The organism is Desulfofundulus thermocisternus DSM 10259 (assembly GCF_000686645.1).
Lineage (GTDB): Bacteria > Bacillota > Desulfotomaculia > Desulfotomaculales > Desulfovirgulaceae > Desulfofundulus > Desulfofundulus australicus.
The window spans coordinates 1-17,908 of record NZ_JMLG01000016.1 but is presented as its reverse complement, the minus strand read 5'-3'; the positions used below and the strand labels follow the sequence as shown (position 1 = coordinate 17,908).

Annotated in this window: 23 protein-coding genes; all 23 read left to right on the top strand. The window is 53.7% G+C overall.

Annotated features, from left to right (window positions below; translation table 11 throughout):
• The first annotated feature begins 25 nt into the window (after positions 1-25).
• Positions 26-814: a TatD family hydrolase gene (locus BR83_RS0110970; RefSeq protein WP_027357122.1), complete on the top strand. Its 789-nt coding sequence runs from the start codon at positions 26-28 to the stop codon at positions 812-814.
• 42 nt (positions 815-856) lie between these two features.
• Positions 857-1,390, top strand: coding sequence for a cob(I)yrinic acid a,c-diamide adenosyltransferase (gene cobO, locus BR83_RS0110965; protein ID WP_027357121.1), 534 nt, complete (start codon positions 857-859; stop codon positions 1,388-1,390).
• A gap of 169 nt (positions 1,391-1,559) precedes the next feature.
• A complete protein-coding gene (locus BR83_RS0110955) occupies positions 1,560-2,642 on the top strand; it encodes a CobW family GTP-binding protein (protein ID WP_027357120.1) in 1,083 nt (360 codons plus the stop codon).
• A gap of 102 nt (positions 2,643-2,744) precedes the next feature.
• Positions 2,745-3,512, top strand: a complete 768-nt coding sequence (locus BR83_RS0110950) for a helix-turn-helix domain-containing protein (RefSeq protein WP_027357119.1) — start codon at positions 2,745-2,747, stop codon at positions 3,510-3,512.
• Between the two features lie 127 nt (positions 3,513-3,639).
• Positions 3,640-4,314: a cobalamin B12-binding domain-containing protein gene (locus tag BR83_RS0110945; RefSeq protein ID WP_027357118.1), complete on the top strand. Its 675-nt coding sequence runs from the start codon at positions 3,640-3,642 to the stop codon at positions 4,312-4,314.
• A gap of 126 nt (positions 4,315-4,440) precedes the next feature.
• Positions 4,441-5,121 (top strand): corrinoid protein, encoded by a 681-nt coding sequence (locus BR83_RS0110940; RefSeq protein WP_027357117.1) that lies wholly within the window; start codon positions 4,441-4,443, stop codon positions 5,119-5,121.
• Positions 5,122-5,449: 328 nt separating this feature from the next.
• A complete protein-coding gene (locus BR83_RS0110935) occupies positions 5,450-6,385 on the top strand; it encodes a uroporphyrinogen decarboxylase family protein (RefSeq protein ID WP_027357116.1) in 936 nt (311 codons plus the stop codon).
• Between the two features lie 112 nt (positions 6,386-6,497).
• The gene (locus tag BR83_RS0110925; RefSeq protein WP_027357115.1) at positions 6,498-6,902 is read left to right on the top strand and encodes a hypothetical protein; all 405 of its coding nucleotides are present in this window, start codon (positions 6,498-6,500) and stop codon (positions 6,900-6,902) included.
• Positions 6,899-7,258: a hypothetical protein gene (locus tag BR83_RS0110920; protein ID WP_027357114.1), complete on the top strand. Its 360-nt coding sequence runs from the start codon at positions 6,899-6,901 to the stop codon at positions 7,256-7,258. Before BR83_RS0110925 ends, BR83_RS0110920 begins: the two co-directional genes overlap by 4 nt.
• Complete coding sequence (locus BR83_RS15755; RefSeq protein ID WP_051618156.1) at positions 7,248-8,555, top strand: thioredoxin family protein; 1,308 nt, start codon at positions 7,248-7,250, stop codon at positions 8,553-8,555. The genes BR83_RS0110920 and BR83_RS15755 overlap by 11 nt, the downstream gene beginning before the upstream one ends.
• A 3-nt stretch (positions 8,556-8,558) precedes the next feature.
• A complete protein-coding gene (locus BR83_RS0110910) occupies positions 8,559-8,831 on the top strand; it encodes a thioredoxin family protein (protein ID WP_027357113.1) in 273 nt (90 codons plus the stop codon).
• On the top strand, positions 8,819-9,082 hold the full coding sequence (locus BR83_RS0110905; RefSeq protein WP_027357112.1) for a hypothetical protein: 264 nt from the start codon (positions 8,819-8,821) through the stop codon (positions 9,080-9,082). Before BR83_RS0110910 ends, BR83_RS0110905 begins: the two co-directional genes overlap by 13 nt.
• A 45-nt stretch (positions 9,083-9,127) precedes the next feature.
• Positions 9,128-9,421 carry an HUIPC motif thioredoxin-like (seleno)protein gene (locus tag BR83_RS0110900; RefSeq protein WP_157833006.1) on the top strand — a complete coding sequence of 98 codons (294 nt, stop codon included), beginning with the start codon at positions 9,128-9,130 and terminating at the stop codon, positions 9,419-9,421.
• A 3-nt stretch (positions 9,422-9,424) separates the two neighbouring features.
• Positions 9,425-10,309, top strand: coding sequence for a TIGR03905 family TSCPD domain-containing protein (locus tag BR83_RS17825; RefSeq protein ID WP_084327211.1), 885 nt, complete (start codon positions 9,425-9,427; stop codon positions 10,307-10,309).
• Between the two features lie 79 nt (positions 10,310-10,388).
• Positions 10,389-10,604 (top strand): thioredoxin domain-containing protein, encoded by a 216-nt coding sequence (locus tag BR83_RS0110890; RefSeq protein ID WP_027357110.1) that lies wholly within the window; start codon positions 10,389-10,391, stop codon positions 10,602-10,604.
• Positions 10,605-10,687: 83 nt separating this feature from the next.
• Positions 10,688-10,945 (top strand): thioredoxin domain-containing protein, encoded by a 258-nt coding sequence (locus BR83_RS0110885; RefSeq protein ID WP_027357109.1) that lies wholly within the window; start codon positions 10,688-10,690, stop codon positions 10,943-10,945.
• On the top strand, positions 10,921-11,892 hold the full coding sequence (locus BR83_RS0110880) for an AAA family ATPase (RefSeq protein WP_027357108.1): 972 nt from the start codon (positions 10,921-10,923) through the stop codon (positions 11,890-11,892). Before BR83_RS0110885 ends, BR83_RS0110880 begins: the two co-directional genes overlap by 25 nt.
• Before the next feature lie 14 nt (positions 11,893-11,906).
• Entirely contained in the window at positions 11,907-12,203 is a 297-nt protein-coding gene (locus BR83_RS0110875; protein ID WP_027357107.1) for a hypothetical protein, read from the top strand.
• A gap of 15 nt (positions 12,204-12,218) precedes the next feature.
• Entirely contained in the window at positions 12,219-13,241 is a 1,023-nt protein-coding gene (locus BR83_RS0110870; protein ID WP_027357106.1) for a CobW family GTP-binding protein, read from the top strand.
• 16 nt (positions 13,242-13,257) lie between these two features.
• Positions 13,258-14,082, top strand: a complete 825-nt coding sequence (locus tag BR83_RS0110865; RefSeq protein WP_027357105.1) for an ABC transporter substrate-binding protein — start codon at positions 13,258-13,260, stop codon at positions 14,080-14,082.
• Between the two features lie 380 nt (positions 14,083-14,462).
• Positions 14,463-15,128: a corrinoid protein gene (locus BR83_RS0110860; RefSeq protein WP_027357104.1), complete on the top strand. Its 666-nt coding sequence runs from the start codon at positions 14,463-14,465 to the stop codon at positions 15,126-15,128.
• 18 nt (positions 15,129-15,146) lie between these two features.
• The gene (locus BR83_RS0110855) at positions 15,147-17,099 is read left to right on the top strand and encodes an ASKHA domain-containing protein (RefSeq protein ID WP_027357103.1); all 1,953 of its coding nucleotides are present in this window, start codon (positions 15,147-15,149) and stop codon (positions 17,097-17,099) included.
• A 15-nt stretch (positions 17,100-17,114) separates the two neighbouring features.
• Positions 17,115-17,908 (top strand): tetrahydromethanopterin S-methyltransferase subunit H family protein (locus BR83_RS0110850; protein WP_027357102.1); only part of this gene is annotated, 794 nt, incomplete at its 3' end.

The following is a 17,908-nucleotide window of genomic DNA, read 5'->3' as shown; positions in this document are numbered from 1 at the left end:
ACATTTTTCAGGACAGGGGATGAGCATGTTTCATCTTATTGACAGCCACGCCCACCTGGATGACAGCAAATTTGAAGACGACCGGGAAGAAGTGCTGGATCGGGCCCGGAGGGAGGGAGTGGTACAAATTATTAATGCCGGTTATGATCTCCCTTCTTCCGCCCGTTCTACAGGCCTGGTTGCAAAATACCCCTGTGTATTTGCCGCCGTGGGTATTCATCCCCATGATGCTGCCGGCCTGCCGGTGGATTACCTCGACCGGCTGCGGGAAATGGCCCGCCAGCAGGGAGTGGTGGCCATCGGGGAGATTGGCCTGGACTATTACCGGGACCTGAGCCCGCGGGACGTGCAGCAGAGGGTTTTCCGGGAGCAGCTGGCCCTGGCCCGGGAACTGGATCTGCCGGTAATCATTCACGACCGGGAAGCCCACGGCGACATCCTGGAAATTCTGCGCAGGGACGGTGTTGGACCGGCGGGGGGAGTAATGCATTGTTTTTCCGGCAGCTGGGAAATGGCCAGGGAATGTATGGCCATGGGGCTGTACATTTCCTTTGCCGGGCCGGTGACCTATCCCAATGCCCGCCGGCCCAGGGAGGTGGCCGCCCGGGTGGACCTGTCGCGCCTGCTGGTGGAAACCGACGCTCCTTACCTCACTCCCCAGGCCAGGAGGGGAAAGCGTAACGAGCCGGCCTATGTTCGCTACGTGGCTGAAGAAATAGCCGCCATAAGAGATATGTCCCTGGAGGAACTGGCCCGGGTGACGACGGAGAATGCCCGGCGGCTGTTCGGGCTGCCTGCAGTGGGTGATATTTGATATTATTCTTGCTGGTGAACAATTAGCTGGGGGGAGAGGTAAATGAGCGAGACCAGAGGGCTGATTCTGGTTTTTACCGGCAACGGTAAGGGTAAAACTACCGCCGCCCTGGGGATGGGCCTGCGGGCCTGGGGGCAGGGGATGAGGGTGCTGGTTCTGCAGTTTATCAAGGGAGGCTGGCACTATGGTGAGCTGAACGTTCCTCCCCGGCTGGGTGAACGTTTTGAAATTCGCCAGCTGGGGGAAGGGTTCACCCGGGCGGGTAACGGTAAAACCATGGAAGATCACCGGGAGGCGGCCCGGCATGCTCTGGAGGAAGCAGGTAAAGAAATCACCGCCGGCAATTTCGACCTGATCATCCTGGATGAAATCCTCTACGCCCTGAAGTTCGGCCTGATAACCCTGGAAGAGGTTATGGCCCTGCTGGACAAAAAGCCGCCCCACCTGCACCTGGTGCTGACCGGCCGGGATGCCCCGCCGGAGATTATCGACCGGGCGGATCTGGTCACTGAAATGAGGGAAGTCAAACACCACTACCGAAAGGGAATCAAAGCCCAGCGGGGGGTTGAGTTTTAAAGAACTGAATTTGAAAATACCCCGCACCCACCCTTTTTGCAGGGTGGGTTTTATGGTAACCAGCACACGGCACCGGCTATTATTTTCGGAAAACGGCTTTACAGATTAAGGGATTAAAAGTAAAATAAAAGACAAATTTTTATTTAATAAAAAACAGGGTGTAGTGACCATGATCATTAATATAATAACGGGTTATCTGGGGAGCGGGAAAACCACCCTTATTCACCACCTGGTCAGCCAGCTGTCCTCCCGTGAGCGGGTGGCCGTTCTGGTGGGGGAATTTGGAGAGGTGGGCATTGACGGGGCTCTGCTGGCCCAGGATGCTCCGGATGTACTGGAGCTGGGTTGTGAATGCATATACTGCACCTTGAGTGCTGACCTGGCCAGGCAGATCCCCTATGTGGCCAGCTCCCTTGCACCGGACAGGCTGATCATAGAATATCCCGGGGTGGCAGCGGTTCAGGGGCTGCTGGCGGCGGCAAAGGTAATGGGCCTGCATTTAACGGAACATTGTTTTAGCATTGTTCATGTTATTGATGCCTGCAACTTTGAGGAGTTGTATAGCCGCTCGCCTTTTTTTACCGAATCTCAAATTTGCCGGGCCAATGTGCTGGTGCTGAATAAGTGCGACCTGGTTCCGGAAAATAAGGTGCGGGCACTGGCCAGGAAAATCAAGGAACTCAATAACCGGGCCCATTTTATTACTGCCCATCACGGGCAGGTAAACCCGGCGGAGCTGGAAGTTGTTTCGCAAACCGGGTTTTCTTCTCCCCGGGAGAGGAAGGTGTGCCGGAGACCTCAAAGTGCCGCTGACATTCCCAATTATTATGGTTTTTCGCGCCGGTTTCAGGGCGTATTTTCCAGGACGCGGCTTACCGCCCTGTTTGAAAACCTGTCCACGACCAGCCTTGGTGAGATCGTGCGGGCCAAGGGCATTTTTAAGTGCGAAGAGGGGTGGATGCGGCTGGATTATCTTCCCTCCTGCACTACCCTTGAACCGTTAAAGGGCCGTTTTCACGAAAGCAGGATACTGGTTATCGGTTCCACCCTGGCTGCCGGTAAGCTTACCGCTGCCCTGCTGGATTGCCTGAATGAAGAATTTCCGGCCCACTGCGAAGGCAACGGCAACCGGCGCAGAACCTGCCGGCCGGCGGAACTGGCCCCCAGGCGCGTTTCGGCCTGCACCGCACCGGATGGTTGTGGCAGTTCTGCCTACCGTTTTGGCCAGAATAAAAAGGAACTGGGTTCGTAAGAAATCCCCCGCAGGGGGTTTTTTATTATGAAAGCTGCTTGAACCTCCTGCTGCCCCTGTGCTATGATTTCGTAAAAGTTGTGGGCAGAAAGGGATGACGGTATGAGTTTGGGGCAGAAAATAAGGGACTTCCGCAAGGAAAGGGGTATTACGCTGACCGAACTGGCCGGCCAGTTGAAAATATCCCCTTCCTATCTCAGCGCGGTGGAAAGGGAAATCCGCAAGCCTTCCATCCCCATGTTAAAGAGGATCAGCGAGGCGCTCAATGTTTCGGTGAGCTACCTGGTGGGTGATACCGATGATACGGTTACCGGGGAAAAGCTGCGCTTTATGCGGGAAAGCCGCGGCCTTTCCCTCCAGGACCTGGCCGAAATCAGCGAACTGCCCGTATCCTTGCTGGAGAAGTTTGAGAACGGCCAGGCCACCCCGGACCTGGAAGATTTGAAGAAATTATCCGAAGCCCTGAATGTGACCCTGCGTTACTTTCTCGACCAGACGGACCGCCCCGACAGCCTGGGCTACCGCCTGCGCAAATTGCGGCAAAAGCAGGGGCTGACTGTGGCCGCCCTGGCGGAAAAGGCCGGGGTATCCCCGGGCCTGTTGAGCCAGATAGAAAACGGGCAGACCACTCCCCTGCTGGACACCCTTGAAAAAATTGCCAGGGTGCTCAATACTTCAGTTAGTTACTTTCTGATGAAACAGGAAGATGTAGAGGATCTTCTGGCCACATTGAATTCCGATATTCTTGAAACTCTGGGAGATCCTAACGTGCAGGCGGTTTTGCGGGCGGTACGGGATTTCAATGCCAGTGAAATCAAATATATCCTTAACTTTATCCAGTTTTTCAAGCAAAACCGCCACCTGCTCTGATACCGGCTGCCGGTCCTTTCGGGGACAAAAATGGACGGTTTATGGATTACCTGTTGTCTATTTCTGGTTTTCCCTTTAGGATATTAAGTAAATAGGTACCTTTAGAGGGTCCGGAGGTGGGGGGCGGGTGCTGGAGGCGGAGCGGGAACGGGAATTGCTGGCCAGGCTGAAAAAAGCGGTGGTGGAGTATAACGAGGGAGACCTCCTGGCCGCCATTGAAGATGCCTTCCGTGAAGGTCTGGATGCCCGCAGGGCCATCTTCGAGGGGCTGGTACCCGGCATGGAGGAGGTCAGCCGCCTCTATGAGGAAGAGGTTTACTACATTCCCGAATTACTCCTTTGTGCCGAGGTATTGTACCGGGGCCTGTCCGTTTTTAAAGAGCATGTGGAAAAGAAGGATCTGGGGATAAAAGGTACGGTAATAATCGGGGTGGTGGAGGGGGATATTCACGATATCGGCAAAAACCTGGTCAAAATGATGCTGGAGGGAGCCGGTTTTGAAGTAATTGACCTGGGACGGGATGTGCCCCTGCACAGCTTTCTTTCCGAGCACCGGAAGGTACGCCCCGATATCGTCTGTCTTTCCACCATGATGACCACCACCCTGGCCGAAATGAAGAAAGTGATTAAGGAACTGCGGAAACGTAACCCCCGGGTAAAAATCATGGTCGGAGGTGCCCCGTTGAGCGATTGCATAGCCAGACGCTGGGGGGTTAGCGGTTACGCTCCCGATGCCCACCTGGCTTTAAAGAAGGCAGTGGAGATCATGCAATCGGTGAAGGAAAACTGTGATGATCGGTAATTTCCCCGCATAATTCCCACAGGGAGTAGAAAAACGAAGAAAAGAGTCGGTAAGTTCTAAATATTCAACCGTAGCGTTGCCCGGGGTTCTGGTATAGAAGACTTATGGGATGGAGGTAGATCAAGCGTGCTTGGCCTGCAAAAGGAGAGGGAACTGCTGAGGCGCCTGCGGGAGGGGGTAATTAACTTTGATGAGGAAGCGGTGGTGGAGGCGGCCAGGGAATGTATAGAGCTGGGCATGGATGCCACCAGGGCCATTTTTGACGGGCTGGTGCCGGGAATTGAAGAAGTGGGCCGACTTTATGAAGAAGAGGTATATTTCATTCCCGAAATGCTTTTGTGCGCTGACGCCCTTTACCGGGGCCTGGCGCTGCTCCGGGAGCACGTGGTTAAAAAAGACGTGGGCGTCAGGGGAAGGGTACTCATCGGGGTGGTGGAAGGTGACATCCATGATATTGGAAAGAACATCGTGAAAATGATGTTTGAAGCTTCCTCCTTCGAGGTTTACGACCTGGGGAGGGATGTTCCCCTGGAAACCTTTGTAAGAGAATATATAAGGCTAAAACCGGATCTGGTTTGCCTGTCGGCCATGATGACCACCACCATGCTCAGGATGAAACCCATTATTGCCAGGCTGAAGGAAGTAAATCCGCAGGTGCGGATTATGGTGGGCGGAGCGCCGGTTACGGAACACGTGGCCGCCCGCTGGGGAGCCGACGGTTATGCTCCCAATGCTTCCCGGGCATTGAAGGCGGCCATCGACCTGCTGGTGGCGGTAAGGAACCACCTGGCGGGTAGTGCGGGGTGAGCTTGAGAATGGCAAAGAGTTCTTTGCATGACCGGAAAACCATTGGGGTTTAAATATTGACCTTTTGCCGGGCATTAATTGCCGTTAATCGCACGGAAATTTACATGGAGCAGTAATCCTGGTAAAATGAAGCAAAGCTTTTTTCTGCCTTATGTTTAGCCAAAGCGCATTTAAATTTTACACGATTAAACTCCTTTTTTACGATGCCCCTTGAATAAGGAGGTGAAATATTATTTCAGCAGATTATAAACACAGGGGGTGAATTGTTTTAAAATTTAAAATTCACAAACGTCTCTCGAGTTTAATTTTTTAATATGGGGGGTAGGTTATGGCGAAGCAGATGCTGATTGATGCCATCCGGGGAAAGAGAACCCCGAGAGCGCCGTGGGTTCCTTATGCCGGCGTCCACTGTGCTTTTGTTATTGGCGAACCGGCGGATAAATTCCTAAAGGATCCGCAACTGCTTGCCAAAGGCGTTGTGGAAACGGCCAGGAAGTACAAGGCCGACGGGATCCCCCTGGTTTTCGATCTTTCCGTGGAATCGGAATCCATGGGATTGGAAATCAAATACTGGAAGGATAACGTTCCATCGGTTCAGTCCCACCCCTTGTCCGACAAGACCGTGGAAGAGGCCGGCCTGAAGGTTCCCGGTCCCAGCGACGGTCGCTGGCCGGTGCTTTTTGAGGCCGCCAGGATTGCCAAACCCCAGCTGGACGAGCTTGATTGTGCCTTAATTGGACTTGCCTGCGGGCCGCTCACCCTGGCCAGCCACCTGGCCGGTGTGCGTATTTTTACCGACGTGGTCAAGAACAAGGAAAAAGCGCATCATGTATTAAAGTTCTGTGCCCAGGTGGTAAAAAAATCGGTCGAAATGTACTGTGACATGGATTGCGACATTATTGCTATCGTTGACCCGGTGGCTTCCCAGATTCGGGATGCCACATTCAAGGAGTTTGTTCACCCCTATTGCCAGGATGCCATCGCCGTTATTCACGAAAGGGGAAAGACATCCAGCTTCTTTATCTGCGGCGACGCCACAAAAGTGCTGGAGTCCGTTTGTCAGATTGGTACCCACGGATTTGCCATTGACGAGCAGTTGAACCTGACTTTTGTGCGGGACCTGGCCAGGAAATATGGGGTTGGTTTTGGCGGCAACCTGAAACTTACACTGGCCCTTTCACTGGGGATTATTTCGCCCCGGGAAGACGCCATTGTCAGCCTGGCTGCCGGTGGTACGCACGGTTATGTATTCGCCCCCGGGTGAGATATGCCCTATGATGTTCCGTTGGAACACATAGAGCAGGTTCTGGAGGCCAGGGAATGGTTTGAAAAGTACTATGCCAAGTATCCCGAGTCCTGGTAAAGGGGGGTAGAATATGTCCGAGCGGAAAATCAAGATTGATGTGCTTACCCTGGACAGCGTGCAGTGCGCCGCCTGTGGCTACATGATGGAGTCCATAGCGGCCATGCCCCCCGATGTACAGGAGATGATCGAATACAAAGAATGGTCCATTAAAAACCAGTCCGGCATTCAGAAGTTTCTGGAGCTCAATGGCCGCGTTCTGCCCACCATCTGCATTGAAGGCGATCTGGTTTTCGAGAGCGTTATCCCCCAGTATGAAGAACTGATTGATGAACTGGCCAAAAGGGCTCCCACCCCCGAGATGCGCGAGCGTATACTGTCCTTGCGCGATAAAGGCTTTGATTTTGATCGGATCAAAGAGAACCTGGAGAAAGCGGGCGCCGGTCAGCATACCAGAAGGGATTCCGCTGTGGAATGAAGTCACTGCGCCTGGAGCTGATTTACGCAGGGGATCACAACCTTTCCTGCTACTATGCTGCAAAGGTGGTGGAGGCTGTGGTCCCCTTTTTCCCCAACTTGCTTGAGTGGGAAAAGGTATATATCAGGCAAAAAGAAGGCGCCCGGAGGTTTTACGAGTTCTCCGTTTCGCTATTCGGGGAAGACAACGTCAGGAAATACCATTACCATGCCCCCATTCCTTCCATCTTTATTAACGGTGAACTGGTGTGCGACCGTATTCCGTCGGTGGAAGAACTGAAAGACATTATCGAGTGGGTGTTAAGACGTGCAGGGGATGGGGCGCAACAACTTGGGGGGAGCCCACGTGAAGATTGATCCAAAAATTGAGTCCATTTTGAATAAGGCGCTGGCGGGAAAAGAAATAAACAGAGAGGAAGCAGTAGAACTGGTTAAAATAAATGAACATTCGTACGAAATGTACGCTCTTATGTCGGTGGCCAACACCTTAACACGGAGGCAATTTGGTAACAAGGGGGAAATATTTGCTCAAGTAGGTATAAACGTATGGCCCTGCCCCAGAAATTGCGGTTTCTGTTCATTTGGGGCAGATTGGAATGTGATTGAGTCACGTGTGGAACTCAGTCTCGAGGAGGTTGTTGAAAGGGCAAAGGAATTTGAAAATGCAGGAGCAAATGCCATCTTTTTGATGACCACCGCGGATTATCCGTTTGACCGTTATATAAAGATTGCAAAAGCCGTGCGGAAAGCTCTTGCACCGGATATGCCGATGGTTGCCAACATAGGAGATTTTACTGAAGAACAGGCTACGGAGCTGCTGGACGCAGGTTTTCAAGGTGTGTACCATGTATTTCGGTTGCGTGAAGGTAAAGACACGGGGATAGATCCTGCTAGCAGACTGAGAACTCTTGAAGCCATCAAAAATTCGGCGCTCGATCTCAGCTATTGTGTTGAACCCATAGGTCCCGAACATCCACCCGAAGAATTAGTTGAAGAAATGTTTCGGGGAAAGGAATTGGGCGCGGTTAACTGCGCGTCTATGTGGAGGGTGCCGGTTCCGGGCGTTCCCCTGGCTAAGCTTGGAAAAATATCCGAGCTTGCGTTAGCTAAGGTGGTGGCGGTAACCAGGATAGTTGTCGGCAACTCCATCAGAGCCATGGGTGTTCACGAGCCAAGAATGTTGCCTCTACTGGCGGGTGCTAATCAGATTTATGCTGAGACAGGTCCCAATCCTCGGGATACGGTTGAGGATACCTCTAGAGGCAGGGGCTTCTCGGTAGAGACCTGTAAAAATATGTTAAAAGAAGCAGGTTACATTCCTTTAGAGGGCCCGTCCAAAGTATTTCAGGGGCGTTGGCGTTTTAAAGAGAAAAATCCAGGTGAATTAAAAAGCAATGTCAGGGTACTGGTTTTTGGAACCCAACCGCCTTGCGCCAGGTGCCAGCAGGCCGAAAGGGAAGCCCGGCAGGCGGCGGAAAAATTTCCCCCTGGCCGGGTGACGGTGGAGAAACATGACGCCCTTTCAGAGTTGGGGCAAAAATACGGCGTCATGCTCACCCCGACGGTGGTGGTTAACGGCAAAACGGTAGCCGTGGGCAGGGTGCTGAAGGAATCCGAGCTGGTGGAGATCATCAAGAAAGAAGCCGGGGTGTAGAGAATGGCTGTAAAAATGGAAGTTTTCAGCGGGAATCCTCCCTGTCCCGGATGCACCGAGATGATCAAGCTGTGCCAGGCCGTGGCTGACGAGTACAGGGAAGAGGTCCAGTTGATCAAATATGTGGGTGAAGAAGGAATGGAGAAATTCCATGAGTACAACATGTTTTGCGTGCCCGCAGTGGTGATCAACGGCCTGATCAAGATCGAAGGGGTTGTACCCAGCCGCTTTACCTTGCTTAACGCCTTGAGGGAGGGAGGATTATGTCTAAGGTAAAAATCGAAGCTTTTCTGTCCGTACCTCCCTGTTCGGGCGGCATTGCTTTGACCCGCTTGCTGGAGGAGATTAAGAACGAGTTTGCAGAAAAGGTGGAGCTCCATTTTTACAGGGGGCCCAATCCAAGGGCAGAGGAATTAAAGTTGTCCTCTACACCGGCTCTAGTTATTGGGGATCTGGTCAGAATTATGGGCGTGTGTCCCGACAGGGAAACGGTTGTGGCCGCCCTGCGGGAATGCGGTATTATATAAAAACCTGCCGCGTGCGCTGTAAAGGCAGGTCCGGGAGTGGGAAAGGTGAGACCCATCCTTATCGAAATCATCTATGAAGGCGACCACTGTATCCCTTGCGTTTATATGCTTGAAACAGTGGAAGAGGCCATAGGCGATATGGGGGACAGGGTTAAGCTGGAACTGGTCTACCTCCGGCAGGAAACGGGCGGCCGTCGTTACAAGGAGCTGTCGGAAGAGCTGGGCGGGCCGGCTCCCATCCCGTCCATTTTCATTAACGGAAGGTTGTATTTCAGCACCACACCGCCGGTGGAAGAGCTAAAACAGACCCTGCAGGGGCTCTTACAGGCGGGTGAATAGGTCATGTATATATACAAGACCAAGGGGATTTGTCCGCCCGAAATCCACTTTCAACTGGCGGGGAATATCCTGACAGGCGTGAGGTTTGTGGGCGGGGGCTGCCGGGGCAACGCCCAGCTCATCAGCCGCCTGCTGGAGGGCCGGGAGCTAAGTGAAGTGCTCCCCCTCCTGAAAGGAATTCAATGCCGGAATGACACATCCTGCCCCGACCAGCTATTCCAGGCCATCCAGTTGGCCCGGGAGGGGAAGCTCAGGGAAGAGGAGCCGATCACTGTTTATGAAGCTCCAGCGTCCTATCAAAGGGTAGCGGTAATTGCCGAGGTAAACGGAAATGTGGAGGCATTGCGGGTAGCGTTGCGCCAGCCTGTGGAAGCCGTTTTCTGCCTGGGTAACCTTACCGGTCCGGCAGGGGACAACGACGGGGTGGTTGAACTGGTGCGAAGGGAGAAGTTGGTTTTTGTACAGGGCCCATTTGACCGTACTCTCCCCTGTACCAAACCGGAGAATCGAGAATTTCTCCGGCGGGCACCCCTCTATCTGCGGTTTCAACTGGGGCGGTGCCGTGTCCTGGGGTTTTACAGCGGTTTTATCCAGGAATTAAGCGGCTTTTCGGATTATGCCCCCTATTCCCTGGAGTTGCTCATGGTGAGCAATCTATCCGACTACTTGCGCAATGAGAGCGTCTTTTCCGCCCTGGAAGCCATGACCGAACAGTTTTCCGTCGATTTGGTTCTCTTTGCTTCTACCAATGAGTGGAAACATGTACGCCTGGGTAAAGTGGACTTCATTAACGTGGGTCCTCTAAAAGAGGGCGGCCAGTTTAAATACGTCTTGCTGGAGTGGGCGGGGGAAGAATTACAAGTTTCCTTTGAAACGGTGAAGGCATAGCGGGGAGGGAAGGGACGTGCGCCGGGTACTGGTGGATGTATTGCTGACCGATTTCCGGCAATGAGCGGCCTGCGTCTACATGGCGGAAGCGGTAAAGGCTTTACCGCAGGAAATCAGGGACATAATCGAGGTTCACGAGTGGGACATGAGGACGCGGGAGGGAATAAAACGTTTTCTGGAGTTAAAGGCGAAATCCCTGCCCAGCATTGCCCTGGATAACGAACTGGTCTTTGAAGCCGTTATTCCGCCGCAGGAAGATCTGATCGCGGCCATTAAAGCAAGATATACCGGTTAGTTCTGGCGTGGGGGTGTGGGAGGATCATGTCAAAGGTTACAGTGGAACTATTGCTCACCGACCAGTGAGCGTCCGGGCCGTATATGGCCGAAGCGGTAAGGTCCTTACCACGGGAAATACTGGACGGAATCGAGCTGTTTATCTGGAATGTGAAAACCCTGGAGGGAATCATGCGCAAGCAGGAACTGGGAGCCAGGGTTATACCTGCCCTTGCGCTGAACGGGGAAATGGTTTTTGAGTCTACCATTCCTCCCCGGGATGAATTGATTGCCGCCATTTTAAAAGCAAAGGCAAAGATGCAAGGGGGAAAGGCCCGGTGTATCTGCAGGAAGTTGTCCTGAGCGGTTTTAAATCCTACGCCACGGAAACAGTGGTTAATTTTAAATCTGGCATTGGAGTAATCATCGGTAATAATGGCGTGGGCAAAACAAATGTACTGGATGCCATTGCCTGGGCCGTGGGCGAGAGCGATCTGCAGCGCCTGCGCTGCCAGCAATATGGGGACCTGTTTTTCAGCGGGTCGCAGGAATACCCTCCGGCGGAAACGGCCAGGGTGGCCCTGACCATTAAGCTAGGTGAGGATAAAAAAGCCCCGCAGGTTAAGCTGACCCGGCAGGCCCGCCGCCAGGGAACGGAAGAATTCTTCTGTGACGGGGTTGAGCTGACGGCCGCAGGTTATTACCAGAAATTAACCGAACTGGGCCTGGAAAATGTTACAAAAACAGTAATCCGGCAGGGCCAGGTGGATAGTTTTCTGCAAATGGGGCCCGCAGAGCGGTTCAAGTATGTAAAAGCACTGTTTAACGAAAAGGTGGATGGCGATCTTATCGGTAGGATCAACGCCCATTTTCAAAGTTTCCTGGGCATACTTGTCCCGGAGGGCGGGGGCGAGCTGTTCCCGGTGGATGCCGGTGGTGAGCCCGGCCTGGCCATAGAAGTCTTTTTCCCTGGAAAAGGAAAAAAGAACCCGCTCCTTTTTTCCGGCGGCGAAAAAGCCATCTGTTCGCTGGCCGCCAGCCTGGCCCTTTTTGAAGAATTACACAGCCCCATTTACCTGCTGGATGAAGTGGAACCGGCTCTGGACTGGATATATCACCACCATATGCAGCAGTTGTTCAGAAGGCTGGCCCAGCACAGGCAGCTGATCATGATCACCCACCTGCGCAGTACCATCGAGCTGGCGGATACCCTGCACGGGATTCGTGCCCGCAGGGACGGCACCTCCTACGCGAAGTTCTACTTTGACATGGACGAACGTATCCTAAGGGCTTACCAATGTTGTTGTTAAGAGGGGCGAGTTACATGGAACTGGAAACCATCGAACAATTCAGGAATTTGGTCCTTAAGTTGGGGCTTCCCAGGACGGACATGGTTTTGTTTGGGATTGTCTGCCCCTACTGCGGCAAGAACGACCGCATCAGGCCGCTGGAGCCTCCGGAGGAATTAAGTAAGGAGCTGGGACAGCAGGAGATGGCTCTTTACGCAAGGGTGTGGCGTGAATTACATCCGGATAATAGCCTGGCTGTTTGCAGGTTCTGCCGTAACATTTTACAGGTTCAGACCGGGGCGAGAAGAGCGGTGCCTTTAGGCGAATGGTAGCAGGGGGTGAGGACTATGGCCGACTTCACGGACGTTTACCTTATTACCGGCTTTTTGGGCAGCGGTAAGACCACTTTTTTGAACCGTCTCATCCGCCAGTTTCCCAGGAACCGGAAATTGATGGTATTAATGAATGAGTTTGGTGAAATTGGCGTTGACGGCACGCTGGTGGCCGGTGAAGACCTGGATATCCTGGAAATCAGCAAGGGGTCCATCTTTTGCGCCTGCGTGAAAACGGATTTTATCAAGGGCCTTTACGAGATTGCCCAAAAAATCAAGCCGGACATTTTGTTGATTGAATCTACCGGTGTGGCCAATCCCGTTGACCTCAAAAAGGACCTGAACCTGCCCATATTTAAGGGTCGTTTTCAGTTTAAAGAGCAGTTTTGCATTATCGATGCGGCCAACTTCCTGGATGCCTTCCAGGTCTATGCTTCGGTGGAAAAGCAGATATCCTCCTCCACCAGATTTATTATCAACAAGATCGACCTGGCTTCCCGGGAGCAGGTTGAAGAAATAAAAAATCTCGTAAAAAAGTACCACCCCGATCCCCAATTTTACGAGGCAACATATGCCGATATAAACGTGGCCGAGCTTTTATCTTTGGAGCAGCCGCTTGAAGGTGCGAGGTATGAACCGGGGCGGCCAATGAGCGAAGAGGAACTGGAACGATACGTGGAAGAGCTGTTGTCCGATATTCATGAATCCCTTACGCCCCCTGACCTGCTAATGTCTGCATCCTTTTTCTGGAAGGGAGGCGCGCCATCCGATCTCCGGGAAATGACGGCCCGGTTACCCCGGGAAGTGCTCCGGGTAAAGGGCTTTGTGCAAATAGAGGGCCGGCTTCACCTGTACAACTATGTGATGGGCCAGTGCACCATTGAGATGCAAGATGTGCCGGTGAAGAAGAACCAGATCAATGTGCTGGTCTTTATTGCCCCGCCGCAAATCATGCCAGCAGTGGAAAAGCTCATGGGCGATTTTAACTTTGTGAAAACGGGGGAAATCAACCGCCAGGAATTTTTTCAAAAGCGGTAGTTTGCAGGAGGTAATTATGCGTATTGTCTCGCTGGTACCCGGTCATACGGAAACCCTTTTCGCCCTGGGGCTTGGCGAGAAGGTGGTGGGGGTTACCGCCCACTGTGATTACCCCCCGCAGGCAACGGGTAAAGAAAAGGTTGGTCTTTTTAACCGTCCGGACGTAGGCAGGATTATCTCCTTGCGGCCCGACCTGGTCCTGGCCGGGGGAGCTATACACCGGGGTTGCGTGGAGGAGTTGTGCCGGGCGGGAATAACGGTTTTTGACTTTGCACCCCGCCGGGTTGCGGAACTGCTGGAGGGAATGGAAGAGATAGTGCGTATTACACGGGCCGGTGAAGCGGGCCGTTCGGCGGTGGCCACGTTCGGGGCCAGAGTAGCCGGGCTCCGCGAAAAGGTGGCACGCCGTTCCCGTATCAGGGTTCTTTTTGTCATGGGTGAGAAGACCCTGGTTACGCCCGGACCGGCTTCCTGCCAGTATGACGCCCTGAGAGTGGCCGGGGCGGAACTTTTGCCCGCTCCCGCGCACGAACCTGCCATTTTGCTTTCCCGGGACGGGGTACGTCGCTTTAACCCGGAGGTAATTTTGGCCTGCGGTCGGGTTTCCGGTGAACCGCCAAAAAAGAGGTGCCCGGGCTGCGACCGGCCAGAACGCCCCTGCGTACGGGATGTGGCAGACATGCTGAACCACCCCCTGTTGACGGGGGTTGACGCGGTAGAGAAGAAGTGCGTCCATGCCGTTCCCTGCCACTGGTTGTGCCGGCCCGGACCACGCCTATTCGACGGGATGGAGAGGGTGGCCCAACTGTTGCAGAAAATTTCTCGTCCGCTAACCGGCTAAAATAAACCATTCAGGGGGCTGTTTTGCCCGTTGAAGAAAAGAATCTTGCGCTGGGGCGGCAACCGTTTTACAATTCTGAAAAAATGTTGGTTACGTTAGCTATAGATAAATGTTTAGTAGCAGAGCAATAAGCTTCAACGTCGTAATCACGCAAGTATAATTTAAATTTTATAAAAAAAGAGGGGGGGTAGAGCGACCGGACGAAAAGGAGAGGCAAATTTCCGGCAGTGGCTTTGGGGCCTTAACGCAGGAGATTACTAAAAAGTTTAACTTTTTAGAGACTTTAACAGTGGCTTGCTACTGACATTGCAGGTTGACCAAAGTGTAAGTTTTAACCGTTCGGTTAAGAAAACAATTGTTAAAAGAAAGGAGAATGGGAAATGACACCTGAAAGGGAAAAGGACATTCTGGGGAGACTGGCCGAGGGTGTACTCAATTATGATGAGGAAATGGTGCGCCAGGCGGCTCAGGAGGCACTGGATGAAGGGATGGACGCAAATAAAGCGGTTTTTGATGGATTGGTGGCCGGTATGAAGGAAGCAGGTGACTTGTATGAAAAACAGGAGTACTTTGTCCCCGAGCTCCTCATGTGCGCCGATGCTTTGTACGCCGGGCTGGAAATACTTCGTCCGCATATGAAATCAACGAAAGAAGACGGCGGGGTAAAAGGCCAGGTGGTCATGGGAGTAGTGCAGGGAGACGTGCACGATATCGGCAAAAACCTGGTGAAGATCATGTTTGAAGCTTCCGGTTTTGAGGTGCACGACCTGGGCAAAGACGTGCCCTTGGAGAAGTTCGTGGAGGAACAACTGAGAACCGATTCGGAGATTGTGGCCCTCTCGGCCATGATGACCACCACCATGGTGGGCATGAAAGATATTATTAAAGCTATTAAGGAGAAGAACCCCAAGGCCAAAATTATGATTGGCGGCGCTCCGGTAACCGATGAGATTGCCGACCGTTTTGGCGCGGATGGTTATGCCAAAGATGCCAGCAACGCCCTGAAGGAAGCCATAAACATGATTGCTTCTTTAAGAGAGTTGTAAAGGGAGGATGAAGCAAAAGTGCAGCACCAAGTAATCTTTCAGCCTTCCGGGCGCCGGGGAATGGTGGAGCGGGGTATCACCCTGCTGGAAGCGGCCAGGGAACTGGGTGTGGACATTGAAAACCTCTGTGGCGGTGCCAAGGTCTGTGGGAAATGCAAGGTTAAAATAGAAGAAGGTTTTTTTGAAAAATTCGGCATCGAGTCCAGCATGGAGCACCTTTCACCACTCCAGGAGGAAGAAAGGGATTGCCTTAACGAAGCGGAACTGGCGGACAATTACCGCCTGGCCTGCTGCTGCGAAGTGCTGGGCGATGTGCTGGTCTTCGTGCCTGAAGAAAGCCGGGGAGCCAAGCAGGTAGTGCTGGAAACCGGCAAGGAACGGAAGTTCAATTTGAACCCCGCCGTACGCAAGTATTATGTGGAAATGCCACCGGCCACCCTGGAAGATCACCGGGGGGATTTTGAACGCCTGCGGGAAGCCCTCCACGAGCAGCACGGCCTGCCGGCAGACCTGGAAATCGACTATTTTGTCCTGCGGGACCTGCCCAATGCGGTCCGGGAGGGGCAGTGGAAGGTCACGGCAACCGTCTGGTGTGACCGGGAAATTATCCGGGTGGAACCGGGGCTAAAGGATACGCTGGTGGGCCTGGCGGTGGACATCGGTACCACCACGGTGGCTGCCTACCTCTGCGACCTGCGCACCGGCCAGGTGCTGGTGGTGGACTCCATGATGAACCCCCAGGTGCGCTACGGCGAGGATGTGCTCTCCCGGATCACCTACTCCATGATGAATGAAGACGGTCTGGAGAAGATGCACCAGGCCATTATCGAAGGGCTGAACACCCTGGCCCGGCGCATGACCGAAAAAATTGGCCTTTTGCCCGCCGATATCGTGGATATGACCCTGGTCTTCAATACCGCCATGCAGCATATTGCCCTCTGTATTGATCCCAAATTCCTCGGCCGCTCACCCTTTGCCCCGGGGACCAAACAATCGAGGAACATCAAGGCCCGGGATCTGGGCGTGAATATCTGCCGCGGCGCCATCATCCATACCCTTCCCGTGGAATCGGGTTTTGTGGGGCCAGATAACGTGGCCGTACTCATTGCCGAGGAACCCTACCGGGAACCGGAAAAAATCCGGCTGATCATCGACATCGGTACCAACGGGGAAATCGACCTGGGCAATGAAAAGCGCCTGCTCTGTACTTCCTGTGCCACCGGTCCGGCTCTGGAAGGGGCCCAGATCAAGTTCGGCATGCGTGCTGCTCCGGGGGCCATTGAAAAGATCCGCATCAACCCGGAAACCCTGGATGTTTCCTACAAGGTCATCGGACAGGAGAAGTGGTACCCGGAAATTCAAAAAACGGAGGCCAAAGGTATTTGTGGTTCCGGGATTATCGATATGGTGGCTCAGCTTTTCCGTTCCGGCGTCATTGATCGCTCCGGCCGGTTTAACATGAAGATCAATCACCCCCGGGTTCGCCGCGGTGCCGACGGTAAACCGGAGTTTGTGGTGGCCTGGGCTGAAGAAACGGCTATCGGCAAGGATATTACCTTCACCCAGGCCGACGTACGGGCCGTACAGCTGGCCAAGGCGGCGCTGTACGTGGGGGCCAGGTATTTGATGGAGAAGCTGGGCGTGGATAAGGTGGACAGCGTTACCCTGGCCGGTGCCTTCGGCAGCTACATCGACCGGGAAAGTGCCATGGTCATCGGTATGTTCCCGGACTGTGCCCTGGAAAACGTGCAGGCCGTGGGCAACGCCGCCGGGGACGGCGCCAAGCTGGCCCTGCTGGACGTGGGCAAGCGGGAAGAGGCGGCCTGGATTGCCCGGCGGGTGGAATTTGTGGAAACGGCCATTGAGCCGGACTTCCAGAACCGTTTTGCCGCCGCCATGGCCCTGCCGCACTCAACGGATAAATTCCCGCATATTCAGCACATCCTGGATGCCATTCCTAAAAGAAAGTAAAAGGAGGAGTTTTGCATGTTTAAACTGAGCCGTCCCCAGCGGGTGTGCCGCATCGGACGGTGGAACATCGGCGGGCAGCCCGGGGAAAACTCGCCCCTGTTGATTTCCTCCATGTTTCATAACGGTGATCGAATTCTGGAGTCCCGCAAAGAAAGGAAGTTCGACCGGGAAAAGGCAAAAGAATATGTTAAACGGCAGGAAGAACTTTCGGCCCAAACGGGCATACCGGCCCTGGTGGCCATGGTGGCCACTTCTGTGGATGAGATGAAGACCTACATTGACTTTTTCCTGAGCATCAGCGACCAGCCCTTCGGGATCGACGTGTGGGTGGAAAAAACCCGGCTGGAAGTGGCCGAATACATTGCCCGGCTGGGCATCCAGGACCGGGTGCTGTACAACAGCATCACCCCCTGGGACAAGGACATCCCCGGCCAGGTGGCCCGCCTGAAGGAACTGGGCATCAAGCACGTGGTGGTCCAGGCCTTCAACCAGGAAGACCAGACCCCCAAAGGGCGGGTAACCGGGCTCAAGAAGATGCTGGACATAATTGGCGAGGATACCTTTGAAACCATCCTGGTGGATACTGCCGTAATGAACCTGCCCTCCACCTCTTTCTCCTGTATTGCCTGCCGGTTGGTAAAGGAGGAGTTTGGCTGGCCCGCCGGGGTGGCTTCCTCCAACGGCACCTACATGTGGAAGGCGGCCCGGGAAATGTGGGGCAGTGAAGGTTTCAACGCTATGAACGCCGCAGGGCAGGCTATAGCTGCCCTGCTGTGGAGCGACCTGCTGTTCAGCGGCCCAATTGTCAA

Bases quoted from the DNA above. Each gene is read 5' to 3' on its own strand.
- BR83_RS0110970 (WP_027357122.1), top strand. From the start codon at position 26: ATGTTTCATCTTATTGACAGCCACGCCCACCTGGATGACAGCAAATTT.
- cobO (WP_027357121.1), top strand. From the start codon at position 857: ATGAGCGAGACCAGAGGGCTGATTCTGGTTTTTACCGGCAACGGTAAG.
- BR83_RS0110955 (WP_027357120.1), top strand. From the start codon at position 1,560: ATGATCATTAATATAATAACGGGTTATCTGGGGAGCGGGAAAACCACC.
- BR83_RS0110950 (WP_027357119.1), top strand. From the start codon at position 2,745: ATGAGTTTGGGGCAGAAAATAAGGGACTTCCGCAAGGAAAGGGGTATT.
- BR83_RS0110935 (WP_027357116.1), top strand. From the start codon at position 5,450: ATGGCGAAGCAGATGCTGATTGATGCCATCCGGGGAAAGAGAACCCCG.
- BR83_RS0110925 (WP_027357115.1), top strand. From the start codon at position 6,498: ATGTCCGAGCGGAAAATCAAGATTGATGTGCTTACCCTGGACAGCGTG.
- BR83_RS0110920 (WP_027357114.1), top strand. From the start codon at position 6,899: ATGAAGTCACTGCGCCTGGAGCTGATTTACGCAGGGGATCACAACCTT.
- BR83_RS0110910 (WP_027357113.1), top strand. From the start codon at position 8,559: ATGGCTGTAAAAATGGAAGTTTTCAGCGGGAATCCTCCCTGTCCCGGA.
- BR83_RS0110905 (WP_027357112.1), top strand. From the start codon at position 8,819: ATGTCTAAGGTAAAAATCGAAGCTTTTCTGTCCGTACCTCCCTGTTCG.
- BR83_RS17825 (WP_084327211.1), top strand. From the start codon at position 9,425: ATGTATATATACAAGACCAAGGGGATTTGTCCGCCCGAAATCCACTTT.
- BR83_RS0110890 (WP_027357110.1), top strand. From the start codon at position 10,389: ATGGCGGAAGCGGTAAAGGCTTTACCGCAGGAAATCAGGGACATAATC.
- BR83_RS0110885 (WP_027357109.1), top strand. From the start codon at position 10,688: ATGGCCGAAGCGGTAAGGTCCTTACCACGGGAAATACTGGACGGAATC.
- BR83_RS0110875 (WP_027357107.1), top strand. From the start codon at position 11,907: ATGGAACTGGAAACCATCGAACAATTCAGGAATTTGGTCCTTAAGTTG.
- BR83_RS0110870 (WP_027357106.1), top strand. From the start codon at position 12,219: ATGGCCGACTTCACGGACGTTTACCTTATTACCGGCTTTTTGGGCAGC.
- BR83_RS0110865 (WP_027357105.1), top strand. From the start codon at position 13,258: ATGCGTATTGTCTCGCTGGTACCCGGTCATACGGAAACCCTTTTCGCC.
- BR83_RS0110860 (WP_027357104.1), top strand. From the start codon at position 14,463: ATGACACCTGAAAGGGAAAAGGACATTCTGGGGAGACTGGCCGAGGGT.